Origin of the sequence: Achromobacter sp. ACM04 (assembly GCF_014851465.1) — a bacterium.
Lineage (GTDB): Bacteria > Pseudomonadota > Gammaproteobacteria > Burkholderiales > Burkholderiaceae_B > Achromobacter > Achromobacter aegrifaciens.
The window spans coordinates 12,786-25,351 of the sequence record NZ_JACUZS010000001.1; the positions used below are offsets into that span (position 1 = coordinate 12,786).

The following is a 12,566-nucleotide window of genomic DNA, read 5'->3' on the forward strand; positions in this document are numbered from 1 at the left end:
CTAGTCTCCACACCTTTAAAGAGCGATTGAAATGAATCAAGCAGTAGGCCTTGTCGGCTGGCGCGGTATGGTCGGCTCGGTGCTCATGCAACGCATGCGCGACGAGAACGACTTCGCACTGATCGAACCGGTGTTTTTCTCCACCAGCAACGCTGGCGGCGCCGCGCCCACTTGGGCCACTGGCGCAGGCCCGCTGCAAGACGCCTACAACATTGACGCTCTGAAAAAACTGCCGATCATCGTGACGGCGCAAGGCGGCGACTATACCTCCGAGGTCTATCCCAAGCTGCGCGGCGCAGGCTGGAACGGCATCTGGATCGATGCCGCCAGCACCCTGCGCATGGCCGATGACGCCATCATCGTGCTGGATCCGGTCAACCGTCCGGTCATCGACGCGGCGCTCAAGCGCGGCGTGCGCAACTTCATCGGCGGCAACTGCACGGTCAGCTGCATGCTGATGGGCCTGGCCGGCCTGTTCAACAACGACCTGGTCGAATGGATGACTTCCATGACCTACCAGGCGGCTTCCGGCGGCGGCGCGCAACACATGCGCGAACTGCTGACCCAGTTCGGCGAGATCAATCAATCGGTCAAGTCGCTGCTGGATGATCCCGCGTCGGCCATCCTGGAAATCGACCGCGGCGTGCTGGCCAAGCAAAAGGACCCGGCGCTGCCCCACGAGCACTTCGGCGTGCCGCTGGGCGGCAACCTGATTCCCTGGATCGACAAGGACCTGGGCAACGGCATGTCCAAGGAAGAGTGGAAGGGCGAGGTCGAGACCAACAAGATCCTGGGCCGCGGCGCAGCCTTCGGCACGCCCGCCACGCCGATCGACGGCCTGTGCGTGCGCATCGGCGCGATGCGCTGCCACAGCCAGGCGCTGACCATCAAGCTCAAGCGCGATGTGCCGCTGGACGAGATCGAAGCGCTGATCGCCGAAGGCACGCAGTGGGCGAAGGTCGTGCCCAACACCAAGGAAGCCACGGTTTCCGCGCTGACTCCGGTCGCCGTTACCGGCACGCTGGACATTCCGGTGGGCCGCCTGCGCAAGCTGTCGATGGGCTCGCAATACCTGGGCGCTTTCACCGTGGGCGACCAGTTGCTGTGGGGCGCCGCCGAGCCGCTGCGCCGCATGCTGCGCATTGCGCTGGCCGAAGCCTGATGCCGTCGCAGGCGGCGTTCGGCGCCGCCTGACCAGGCGCGCAAGGCAAGCAAGGGCACCTCAGGGTGCCCTTGCCGTTTGCGCAGAGTCTGTGCTGTATCGGCGGACAGGCCCGCCAGCAAACGCGGCCGGGCCTTTCAGGTTTGTGAAATGCGCATGATCCATTACACTTTTCCCGTGAATTGATGCCTGTTCTCACCGAGATGGCGTGAGCCGGCTCCAGCCCGCAAGTCGACTACAAGACGGAATTCCAGCTTATGACCCAGCGTTCGCGCCAAGTGAAGCATGCCCGCCGTTTAAAAGCCCTGCAGTGGGCGATTGCGCTGGCGATTGGCTCAAGCGTGTGCAGTACCGCCATGGCCATGCGCGTGGGGCATTCGCGGGTGGTTTCCGTGCCGGGCGCGCCGCTGCAGGCGGTGGTGGGATTGCAGGAGCTCACGCCCGAGGAAATCGCATCGCTCAAGGTGTCGGTGGCTGACGAGGCCTCCTGGCAACGCGCAGGTCTGAAGCCGCCGGTTCCACTGGCAAGCATGGTGGTCCGGGTCGAGGACGGCCTGGACGCCACGCGCAAGAATCTGCGCGTGCGGGCCTCGCAGCCGCCGGCCAGCGGCGCGGTTGATCTGCTGCTGAATATCAACTCCAGTTCCGGGCAGCGCCAGGTGCAGGTCAGCATTCTGGTGCCGTTGCGCGGCACGACGGCTGACGTGACGCCGGCTGCGGTCGGCACGCCGGGGCGCGCGGCGGGATCGCGTTCGGTCAACGTGAAGTCCGGCGACAATCTTTTCGCTATCGCGCAGCGCAATGCGGTGCCCAACGCATCGGTCTATCAGATGCTGGTGGCCTTGTGGCGCGCCAATCCCGAGGCCTTCATCCAGAACAATATGAATCTGGTGAAAGCCGGCCAGAGGCTGACGATTCCCGATGCGGCTACCGTGCGCGCGGTGGATCCGGCCGAGGCGCGGCGCATCTTCAATGAACATGCCGAGGCGTTCGCGAAGTACCGCGCCCGCATCGGCGCGGCGGCCGGCGCGAATCCCTCCGTGGTCCAGGGGCAGGGCGCGGCTTCGGGCAGCGTCGCGCCTCCTGCTGATGCCGGGGCGGCCAGCGCATCGCCGCCGCAGGATCGCGTGCGGCTGTCCTCGGGGCAGGCGCAAGACAGCGCATCGGCGCAAGCAGAGGCGCAGGCCGATGCCAAGACGTCGACTGAGCGCGCCATGGCCGATGTCCAGGGGCGCGTGAGCCAGTTGCAAAGCAACGTCGACGATTTGAACAAGGCGGTGGCACAGCAAGGCGCCGCTGGTGGCGCTCCTGGTACTGCGGCGGCGCCGGGCGCGGCAGGCGCTTCGGGTGCAACAGGCGCTTCGGGAGCGGCAGGCGCTTCGGGTGCAACAGGCGCTCCGGGTGCAACAGGCGCTTCCGGTGCAACAGGCGCTTCGGGAGCTGCAGGCGCTTCGGGAGCAGCAGGCCCTTCGGGTGCGGCAGGCGCTTCGGGTGCGGCAGGCGCTTCGGGTGCGGCAGGCGCTTCGGGAGCGGCAGGCGCTTCGGGAGCGGCAGGCGCTTCGGGAGCGGCAGGCGCTTCGGGTGCAGCAGGCGCTTCGGGTGCAGCAGGCGCTTCGGGAGCGGCAGGCGCTTCTGGTGCAACAGGCGCTTCTGGTGCAACAGGCGCTTCGGGCGCGGCAGGCGCTTCGGGCGCGACAGGCGCGTCGGGTACGCCGGGCTCTCCGGGCGCAGCGGGTACGCCCGGTGCAACAGGGTCGGCAGGACCTGCGAACACCTCGAACGCCCCAGGCGCTTCTGGGGCATCTACGCCAGATCAGGCCGCTGGCACGCCGGCAGGCAAGGATTCCGCTTCGGACATGCCCGGGTGGCTGGCCGACAATCTGCTCGTTATCGTCACTGCAGTGCTGGCGCTGATCGCATTCGCGATTGCCTGGCTCTTGCGCCGGGCCGGTGCGCGGCGCGGGGACGATGACGAGGAAACCTACGAATTCAACGAGCCAGCGCTGGATACGGCGGCGCTGAACCGCAAGCTCGGAAGCATCAATCTCGACCTGGACGAACCGCCCACGGACGAACCGCACCGTGTCGGCGGGCCACGGGTTTGATACATGTCTAGAGTTGCATTGGGGCTGGCGTACGACGGCTCCGCCTGGCAGGGTTGGCAGACACAGCCGCATCGGCAAACGGTGCAGGACACGTTGGAGGCCGCCCTGGGCAGTTTTTGTGGTGTGGAAGGGCCGGTGGCGACGATCTGCGCCGGCCGCACCGATACCGGGGTGCACGGCGCGATGCAGGTGATTCATCTGGACACTGAACTCGACCGCCGGATGGAGTCCTGGGTCCGGGGGGTGAATGCTTTCCTGCCTCCCAGCATTTCAGTCCAGTGGGCGCAGCCGGTATCGGACGAATTCCACGCGCGGTTTTCCGCGCGCGCCCGTACCTACGTATATTTGTTATGGCGCGGCCGGGTGCGGCCGGCATTGTGGGCGGGCCGGGCGGGCTGGTGCTTTCAACCGCTGGACGTCGATGCCATGCGGGCCGCGGCGAATGCCTTGCTGGGCGAGCACGATTTTTCCAGCTTCCGTTCCTCGCAGTGCCAGGCCAAGCATCCTGTGCGCCATCTCTACCGGCTGGATATCGATGAGCGCGGGCCGTTCCTGGTGTTCACGCTGAAGGCCAATGCCTTCCTGCATCATATGGTGCGCAACATCATGGGCGCGCTGTTGCAGATCGGGCAAGGGCGCGAATCGGTGGACTGGATGGCGCAGTTGCTGTCCTGGCGCGACCGCAAGCGGGGCGCGCCGACCTTCGCGCCCGATGGGCTGTACCTGTCCGCCATCGATTATCCGGAAGAGTTCGGCCTGGATGAGCTCGACGGGGGATCGCAGTTGCTGTCGCCGTTTACTCAAACCTATTAGGGATGCCGCCGGCAACGGCGATGCCTGCCCGTATCCGATGGAGGCTTTTGCCATGCAACGCCGCGCGTTTTTGAAGCAGACCGCCCTGGGCGGCGCCGCTCTGGTCGCTCCGGCGTTCGCGCAGGAAGTTCCGTTGGCCGAGGAAAACGCCAGCCCGGCCCCGTCGGCGCCGCCAGCGGGACCGCAAGAGGCTCCGCCCAGCCCGCCGCCCGCTCCGGCCGCCGCGCCCGAAGCGCCGGCGGTGGTGGCAGCCCCAGCCAAGGTCGCTTGGCGGCTGGCCTCCAGTTTTCCCAACGAGTCTCCCACCTTGTTCGCCGGCGCCGAAGACGTGGCGCGTTACGTGAACGAGGTGACGGACGGGCGCTTCAGCATCGAAATCTTTCCCGCCGGCGACCTGGTGCAGCCGGGACAGGTGCTGGAAGCCGTGCAGCATCGCGTCGTCGATTGTGGCCATACGGCGTCGACCCGCTACTTCGATGTCGACCCCGCGCTGTGCTTTGACGCCGGCGTGCCGTTCGGCCTGAACACGCGGCAGATGAACGCCTGGATGACGCAGGGGGAAGGCCTGGCGCTCACGCGCGTGCTGTTCGACAAGTACAACATCCTGAACTTTCCCTGCGGTTATACCGGCGCGCAGATGGGCGGCTGGTTTCGCGGGGAAATCAAGACCGTGGACGACCTGCGCGGGCTCAAGGTGAAGGCGGGCGGGTTTGCCCGCCATGTGCTGGCGCGGATGGGCGCCACGCCCGTGGACGTGCCGGTGGCCGAAGCCTATGCCGCGCTGGAGCAGGGCGTCGTGGACGCCGTGGCTTGGATCGGCCCTTACGACGATGAAAACCTGGCGCTCTATAAAGTTGCCAGGAATTACTACTTTCCGGGCTGGTGGGCGGGCACGCTGCAGCTATCCTTGTATGTGAACCAGGACGCCTACGACGAACTGCCCAAGCCGTATCAGTCCGCTTTGACGCTGGCATGCCGTATGGCGACTGCCAACATGATCGCCAAGTACGACGCGGGCAATCCGGACGCGCTGCGCCGACTGGTGTCGCGCGGCGCGCAGTTGAAAGCGTTTCCCAAGCCGGTCCTGCAGGCGAGCTACGAAGCCTCGCTGGCCGCCTACCAGGAAATGAGCGCCAAGGATCCCATGTTCAAGAAGCTGTACGACAGCATGGCGGCGTTTCGCGACAAGGAAACGCCCTGGTTCCGTCTGGCCGAGGGCAGCTTCGACAATCTCGTGGCCACCGTGGGTCAGCCCGGCGCGTAGGCGCTGCCTGCACGCCGGATATACTGATTCGACCGGCCGCGCAGGGCGGCCAAGCCAGCGAAGAGTTTCATGCGCACACGCATCAAGATCTGTGGATTGACCCGGGAACAGGATATCGACGCCGCCGTCGCGGCGGGCGTCGATGCGATCGGCTTTGTGTTTTACCCCAAGAGCAAGCGTTGCCTGACGCCGACGCGCGCAGCCCAGTTGCGGCGCATGGTGCCCGCCTTTGTCGACGTGGTGGCCTTGTTCGTGAATGCGCAAGAGACCGAGGTGCAGGCCGTGCTGGACCAGGTCAAGCCGGAGCTGCTGCAGTTCCATGGCGATGAAACGCCGCAGGACTGCGCGCACTACGGTCATCGTTTTTTGCGGGCATTCCGTGCCGGCGCGCCCGGCCTGGACACCGCGGAAAACCTGGCCTCCACATGCCGCGCCTATGGCGAAGCCGCGGGCTGGCTGTTCGACAGCTACAGCGCGGGCTACGGTGGCAGCGGTCATGGTTTCGACTACGCGTTGCTCGACGAAGTGAGGGCCGATCCGGTGTCTCGGCCCCTGATCCTGTCGGGCGGCTTGAACGCGGAAAACGTCGGGCAGGCCGTGGAATTGGTCAGGCCTTGGGCGGTCGATGTAAGTAGCGGCGTGGAGCTTGAGCAAGGAATTAAAAGTTCTGATAGAATCTCGTTCTTCGTTGCTGCGGCGCAAGCGGCAGACGCGAAGCTGAAGGGAAATTAGTAGTGCGGTGCAGGCGGTTTGAAGTAGTGGGGCAAGGCTGAAAAGCGGCGTCCAGGGTTCTCAGGAACTGGCACTTCAAAACGCGTTGCGCAGACAAGCTTGAAGGCATGCGAAAGTAAACCTCGCAAACGCCGCAAACTTCGAAGCGCAATAAATAATGCAAAAAATCTTGCCAGACGATTTGCATAGTTTAAAAAAGCACTATATAATTCTTCTTCTTTGCAGGCGGTTAGCTCAGCTGGTTAGAGCGCCACGTTGACATCGTGGAGGTCGTTGGTTCGATTCCAATACCGCCTACCAAATTCCTGCAAAGTGGTGCCAAGCACCGCCTTAAAAGCCGCGTAAGTCTTTGACTTCGCGGCTTTTTGCTTTCTGCGCCGCCAATTGCTGCCAAGTAGCGCCAAGAGATTTAAGGGTAGGAATGAGGGTAGGCCGTACCGGAATAAGGGTAAGGCTTCCATACCCTTATTTTTCTGGGGTTTGGGCGCACTCGTCGAGATAATCTGACCACCATTGCATTAACTGTCGGCGCTCATCCAGGTATTCCGCGTGGTTGTATGCGCGCCGGATTAAATTGCGTTCCTTGTGCGCCAACTGCCGTTCGATTACCTCCGGGCGTGCGCCGCTACGCTCGTTCATGATGGTAGAAGCTAGGCCACGGAAGCCGTGCCCGGTCTGCTCGCCCTCAAACCCCAGAATCTTGAGCGCCTTGTTGATGGTTTCTGCGCTCATCGGAATCTTGGCCGGTTCGCGCAGCCCGGGGAACATCATGCGGTACCGGCCGGTGTACTGAGACAGCTCGTCCAGCAGGCCCTGAACTTGGCGCGACAGGGGGATGATGTGATCCGCGCCGTTCTCCTTGGTGACCAGCGTCCCCTTCATCCTGCCAGCCGGGATTCGCCACAGCGCGCTTGGCCTGTCCAGCTCAGTCCATTCCGCCCAGCGCAGCTCATTGGTGCGCGGGAAGGTGTGCATCATGATCTGGATGGCAATCCGGGTTTCCGGCCGGCCGTGATAATTCTTCACGCGCCCGATGAGCGTGCCAAGGGCCGCCTCGTTCACGTGAGGGAAGTGCTTGACCGGCGCGCGCGGGTCCAAGAATCGTTTCAGTCCCTGGGTGGGATCTGCCGGCGCGCGTCCGGTGCCGACGGCATACTGGAACACCATGCTTGTGGCACTGATAAACCGCTCAGCCATGTCCGGCGCGCCGCGGGCTTCGATCCGTTTCGCCGCGTCCAAGACCGCCTTCCCTGGGATTGCGTCGATAGCCTCGGCGCCGAAGTAGGGATAGGCGTCGTTCTTGAGCGTGTTCGAAATCCGGGCGTGGTACCCCGCGCTCCATGTCGGCAGCCTGAGCGCAAGCAGTTCGGCCGCCACCGCCTGGAACTGGCGCTCGGCGTCGGCCCGCTCGGCCTGTACTACCTCAAGGCGGTGCGCGACCGGATCCAGGCCCTGCGCCAGCAGCTCGTCGACGCGTGCACGCTCGGCGCGGGCGCGGGCCAGCGGCACTGCAGGGTAGTCGCCGAAGGTGAGCATGCTCTCTTTGCCCGTCTGGGGGCTGCGATAGCGCATGCGCCACTTCTTGGCGCCGGAGCGCAGCACCTCCAGGTATAGGCCTCCGCCGTCGAACAGCTTGTTTCCGCCGGCGGTGCTGAACTTGGCCAGGCGGCACTTGGGGTCTGTGAGCGGTACTACTTGACGAGCCATTGCGTCCTCAATTCAGTTCTTCGAAACGACCTGATAGCCATCAGGATCGGCCAGCCAGGCGAGGATGTCCGCGCCCCGGTACGCCGTGCAGTTTGGCGACTGGGACACCGGCCGCGGCGCGCGGCCTTGCAGGATGCGGTGGCGCCAGGTCTCCCGCGAAAATGGCACGAGCGCCGCGAATTGCCCCCAACGGTACAGGCCGTCAGGGTGTATCGCGGCCGGTGCCGTGGGCGCCGCGGCCGGTGCTTGGTGTTGGGCTGCGTGTGCCATTACTGCTCCTTTCCAATCGCTGCCGCAACGCGCACAATCGCGCGGCGGGTCGCGGCTTCGATGCCGCCGTACTTGTGGGCCTCGCAACCCAGCCAGGCGTCGCCGGGCCGCCGCGCGGATGCGCCGTACTTTTCGACGTGCAACCAAAGCCGGAGCGTCACGGCCAACTGAAGTGCCTCACCGTTGTCTGCCAGTGGGTTCCAGGGCTTCAGGTCCCCCGCGCCTTCGCCGATCAGGATTCCTTCGCGCGCGCTGTCCCATTCCGACGAAAGCGGCAGGCCGGCCGCCTTCGCGGCGAGCTTGAGAAAATCACGGTCTTCCATTACTGCTCCTTGTTGTCGGTGGCGGCCATTGCTTGCTTCAACGCCTCTTCGCTCGACCTGAAGGGCCAGTTCAGGTACCTGCGTATCGCGTGGCGTAGAGTTGCGACCTTGACCGTCTCTGCCGCGAGCAACGCCTCCAGTCGCTCGATTTCTTGGTTCAGGTTCTCAGCCATACACCGCGCCTCCGTCCTTGTTGTCGGGGTGGGCCTGGGCAGGGAATGGCGGACGCGGCATCCAGTGCGTCGGCTCGATATGGGCGAACTCCTGGTGGGCATAGACCAGGCACGTCCATCCGAATTGCTCCGTCCAGTAGCCGACGTTGATGTGCGGTGCGTAGATCTTGCCGTCTTTCTTCAGGCCACCGAACAGCAGGATCACCTGATCCTTTGGTGCCGTGTCGATCGCTTGCCACGGGCGTTGCTCCTTCTGCGCGCCCGGTTGCGCGGACAGGGCGCGGATAGCAGCATCGATCAAGCCGGGCGTGCGGTGCGCAGGGTCGGGCACGTCAGCATCCGGCATGCGGATGAAGCCCAGTTCGATGCCGTTGCTGATGAATTGCCGAGCTGCTTGCAGTGCCGTCAGCGCCGTATCGCGCACCGCCTCGCTGGCCCGCCCCTCAAGCGCATCGGCCATGTCCGGCGCGCCGAAGCTTCGGGCCATGGCGGCCGCTTCCTTGAGTTCCGCCTCGCTGGCCTGGGGCGCGGCATAGAGCGGCTCCAGCGGCTTCTGTCGAATTTCGGCATAGCGCTCTGCCGCGGGGAGCGCCTCAGGTAGGAATAGGTCCGTCCCCACGCGGTATGCCACCGCCTCCCCGGCTACAGGGGCGCTTGCCAGGGCGCTAACCGCCACCGCTCGCATATTGTGGGCCGGCATGTTGTCCTGCTCCGGAACGGGGTATTCGGCTATGGTCCGCAATGCCGTTTCCGCCAAGCACTCGGGCATAGAGGCGCTTGCCAGGGCGGCGCGGGCGTCCATAGCGGTGTCGATGGCATGGTCCAAATCACCTAGCCATAAGGGGCCAAGCTCTTCATGCTGGACCGTAAACGGCGGTTCGTGTTCTTGTCCCTTCCATTTGCGCAACCAGCGATACCGCGCCGCGTCCCGCTCATCGGCCACAGGGGCGCGCAGCTTGGACAGCAGGGCGCGCAGGTTCGCTTTTTCGCGTTCGGCCGTTTCTAGCCCGCTGCCGTTGTCGAATGGGCCGCCAAGGAAGGCCCAGGCCGATGCGAATACCTGCGCCTGCTCCATGATGGCGTCGATTTCTTGCTCTGCTGCCTGGGCGGCGTTGTTCTGGTTGGTCATGCTGCTTCCCTTTCGCCAATCAGGGCGATAACTTCGTTGGGTTCATGGCACCACGCGCGCACCTCGTCGGCGGTAAAGCGGCCAGCCTTGATCTTGTCTGCGGTGTAGCCGCTGAAACCGGCGCAGTGGAAAGCCTTGTGCTCCTTGTGCCAGACCACGAACAGCTCGGGGTCGCCCGGGAACAGGATGTCGCGCAGCACGGCCGCGCGCTCGAATTTCATCGCCTCGGTCGCCTTCGCCAGCTCGCGCTCGAGGCGCTGGCGGCGCAGGCGTGCGTTGCGCTTGATGCGCAGGTTCTCGGGGCGGCGCGTGAAGATTTCGCTTTGGCTCTTGTTGTGGAAACCATACGTCCCGGTGACGACAAGCCACATTCCGCCGTTGGTGTAGGCGGTCCCTGCCAGAATGCGGCCCTTGTAGTCGGTGAACCAGACACGGGCGCCATGCTCGATCCTGCCGCCGTCCGCCGCGCGGCGGTGGTATTCGCTGGTGTGCTCGGGCCCGAAGTGCCGGTTCTCGCGGTACTTATCCTCGATAATCTCCATCGCCGTCGCGCCGGTGCGGCGGTCGGCCTTCGGTGGTTCGAACTCGTAGCCAGTGAACACGTTCAGCAGGTAGTCGCGGATCCGACGGCGCGTGCGCTCCATCTCGATACGCAGCAGGTACGGCATGTGCTTTTCCTGGTCGTACTGGTAGCGCCCGCCGTGGTCGGGCCGCTCCGGCGCGTTCACGTTCTGGAAGAAGTCGAGTTCGATGTGCCGGCCGGAAATTTTCAGATCGGCCTGCAGATCGCCCTTGGTGCAGTAGCGCGCGTCGTTGCCGGTGAAAATGTGGGTTCCGACCTGGGTGGCCCAGCCCAGGCGGTGCAGCGTCTGCACAATGCGCGCGAACACGTCGCGCTTGAACTGCCGCTCCCAGGCGGTTTTCTGATTCCAGGTCATGCTGGAATTCAAGCCTTCCTCCCAAACGGCCAGTGCGGCGTCACTGAAATGGATCTTGCCAGCACGGCTGATGCGTCCTTTGGTCATGGCCATGTCTCACCCCTCCTGCTGCTGAGAGGCTGCAATAGCCGCAAGCCTGGCCTCGAAGACTGCCGCCGCTTCGGCATAGGCGTCAGCCACATACCGGCTCGGCATGCCCATGAAATCCTTGTTGAAGGCCGTGCGGCAGCGCTTCTCTTTCTCGCGCAGTTCTTGAGCCTTCGCCCTGAGACTGTTCGTCACCCACGGGCGGCGCGATTCACACGCAGCCCATTCCGGCGCGGGTTCGGCCCGCGCATCGCCAGCAGCGGGAGCGGCAAGGGCAGCTCGGGCCTGCCAGCCGTTCCAGGCATGATCAACCCAGAAATCGTCATATTGCTGGCCTATGCGAGCCAACGGCATCTTCTTCTTTTTGGCCCACGCCTCGAACGCCTGCCGCTCGTCCTTCGCATCATCCTGTGCGCTCGGCACCGCATGCGCCCCGTTATAGATGCAGTGCGATCCCTGCCATACGCCTACGCTGACGCCGCGAGGGTCGGGGTCGAGGGATACGGTGATGGGAGCGTCCTGGGGGGTGGCGGGAGGGGTGTAAGGGAAGGGCGGCAACTCCATCCAGTGGGACGCGACAAGTTGGGCCATTCCCTGACCCGAGTAAGCTTGTGAAAGCCAGCCGTAATCGTAGTGGTATGCGCCGACGACGCGAGTGCTGGCCTCTGCGTTGATATGCCGGGCGAATAGCAGAACGGGCGTGCCGTCCCTGGGCGCTGATTCAATCGGCTTCCAGCCGGCGGGGAGGGTGGTAGTCATGTCAGCTCCAAAGGGGTTGGGGTACGATGATTTGGTGGATATCTTGGGATTGAAGAATGCAGCCCTGTGACGATTGCGTTGCCCTGAATGGCAAACCTTCTTCCGATCGACCCCACGATCACCTGTATCCAGGGATGTATGGGCTGCCCAGAGGCGGGCATTCAACCAGCGCAAGAGAGCGGAAATGGGTCTGTTCGGTATGCTCATCCCATCTCGCTCAGGGCTGGGAACAGTCGAGACCGCCGGCGCAATGGCGGATATTGCAAAGACCATGACCTCAAAACGCTGCAGCATTCTTCGCCTCCATCTCCGCCAGGATCCGCGTTTGCTGCAGCAGGTCGGTAGCGTCGGCAGGGCCGCCTTGGGGAATCTGGCATGGCGTAGGGCTCCCCCCCCTTGGAGTACGATCGCGTATCTCGAAACGAGGGGTACGGGAAGATGGAAAGCTGCGAGGTGTCGTGCGGAAAAATCGCCGCAATTGCTGGCGTCGCGGGTCTTGCCGCGCTCTTTGCCTGGCAAATGCCGGAGTTCAAGGATCGTTCGTCTGATTGGGCCGCCTGGGTACAGGCATTTGGCTCAATCGGCGCAATTCTCATCGCGGTGTGGGTGTCCCATCGGGACAACCGAAACTCGATGGATCGGGCAGCACTCGCGGAGCAGGAAGAGGGGAAACGAGCGGCCGAGGCGCTATCCACGGAGTTGAGAGTCCATTGGAATCACTATCAAGATGTCGCGGGGGCTGCAATTGAAAGGCACCCCGCTAATACCGCGTTTAAGAGCTACTGGCTACCGCCTGAAAATCCGTTTCCCATGTTCCATGGTTACGCAGGCAAGATGCACCTAATTGCGAACGCAGACCTGCGCGAGCAGTTGGTGTACGCATATTCGAGCTTCCAGACACTGTTTTCGGCGTACAAATCAAACAACAAATCGATGGACGAGTTGAATGAAATCAATCGCCTGATGTCGCAGAATCACCCTGAGGCGAGTGCATTGGGCAAAGTCGTCTTAGAGCGAATGACTCGCTATAGCGCATCCATCAGGAATGCGCACGAGCGTACGAAGAATGCCACTTCCAAAGTGGCAATGCTCCTTGATAGGTAG

12 protein-coding genes, 1 tRNA gene and 1 pseudogene are annotated in these 12,566 nt (G+C 63.8%); 7 read left to right on the plus strand and 7 right to left on the minus strand.

Annotation, left to right across the window (positions count from 1 at the left end):
* Window positions 1–31 precede the first annotated feature (31 nt).
* From asd to IB259_RS00075, 6 genes and pseudogenes are all read left to right on the plus strand, one after another.
* Window positions 32–1,162, plus strand: coding sequence for an aspartate-semialdehyde dehydrogenase (gene asd, locus IB259_RS00050; protein ID WP_054458280.1), 1,131 nt, complete (start codon window positions 32–34; stop codon window positions 1,160–1,162).
* 257 nt (window positions 1,163–1,419) lie between these two features.
* Entirely contained in the window at window positions 1,420–3,267 is a 1,848-nt protein-coding gene (locus IB259_RS00055) for a FimV family protein (protein ID WP_192326862.1), read from the plus strand.
* Window positions 3,268–3,270: 3 nt separating this feature from the next.
* Entirely contained in the window at window positions 3,271–4,080 is an 810-nt protein-coding gene (gene truA, locus IB259_RS00060) for a tRNA pseudouridine(38-40) synthase TruA (protein ID WP_119451610.1), read from the plus strand.
* 52 nt (window positions 4,081–4,132) lie between these two features.
* Entirely contained in the window at window positions 4,133–5,344 is a 1,212-nt protein-coding gene (locus IB259_RS00065) for a TRAP transporter substrate-binding protein (RefSeq protein ID WP_054458315.1), read from the plus strand.
* A gap of 63 nt (window positions 5,345–5,407) precedes the next feature.
* Window positions 5,408–6,076, plus strand: a pseudogene (locus IB259_RS00070) (phosphoribosylanthranilate isomerase); the annotation flags it as partial.
* A gap of 223 nt (window positions 6,077–6,299) precedes the next feature.
* Window positions 6,300–6,376 (plus strand) — tRNA-Val (locus IB259_RS00075).
* Window positions 6,377–6,541: 165 nt separating this feature from the next.
* Here the strand turns inward: IB259_RS00075 and IB259_RS00080 are convergent.
* Genes IB259_RS00080 through IB259_RS00110 form a run of 7 tightly spaced genes read right to left on the minus strand, consistent with a single transcriptional unit; the run spans window position 6,542 to window position 11,462 of the window.
* On the minus strand, window positions 6,542–7,783 hold the full coding sequence (locus tag IB259_RS00080; RefSeq protein WP_192326866.1) for an integrase arm-type DNA-binding domain-containing protein: 1,242 nt from the start codon (window positions 7,781–7,783) through the stop codon (window positions 6,542–6,544).
* Window positions 7,784–7,795: 12 nt separating this feature from the next.
* A complete protein-coding gene (locus IB259_RS00085; RefSeq protein WP_225596748.1) occupies window positions 7,796–8,053 on the minus strand; it encodes an AlpA family transcriptional regulator in 258 nt (85 codons plus the stop codon).
* The gene (locus tag IB259_RS00090; protein WP_192326868.1) at window positions 8,053–8,376 is read right to left on the minus strand and encodes a hypothetical protein; all 324 of its coding nucleotides are present in this window, start codon (window positions 8,374–8,376) and stop codon (window positions 8,053–8,055) included. The genes IB259_RS00085 and IB259_RS00090 overlap by 1 nt, the downstream gene beginning before the upstream one ends.
* Complete coding sequence (locus tag IB259_RS00095) at window positions 8,376–8,549, minus strand: hypothetical protein (protein WP_192326871.1); 174 nt, start codon at window positions 8,547–8,549, stop codon at window positions 8,376–8,378. The genes IB259_RS00090 and IB259_RS00095 overlap by 1 nt, the downstream gene beginning before the upstream one ends.
* Window positions 8,542–9,678: a hypothetical protein gene (locus IB259_RS00100; protein WP_192328931.1), complete on the minus strand. Its 1,137-nt coding sequence runs from the start codon at window positions 9,676–9,678 to the stop codon at window positions 8,542–8,544. The genes IB259_RS00095 and IB259_RS00100 overlap by 8 nt, the downstream gene beginning before the upstream one ends.
* A complete protein-coding gene (locus IB259_RS00105) occupies window positions 9,675–10,709 on the minus strand; it encodes a hypothetical protein (RefSeq protein ID WP_192326874.1) in 1,035 nt (344 codons plus the stop codon). Before IB259_RS00105 ends, IB259_RS00100 begins: the two co-directional genes overlap by 4 nt.
* 3 nt (window positions 10,710–10,712) lie before the next feature.
* Window positions 10,713–11,462, minus strand: a complete 750-nt coding sequence (locus IB259_RS00110) for a hypothetical protein (RefSeq protein WP_192326877.1) — start codon at window positions 11,460–11,462, stop codon at window positions 10,713–10,715.
* Between the two features lie 438 nt (window positions 11,463–11,900).
* On the opposite strand from IB259_RS00110, the gene IB259_RS00115 reads away from it, so the two are divergent.
* Window positions 11,901–12,566: a hypothetical protein gene (locus IB259_RS00115; protein WP_192326880.1), complete on the plus strand. Its 666-nt coding sequence runs from the start codon at window positions 11,901–11,903 to the stop codon at window positions 12,564–12,566.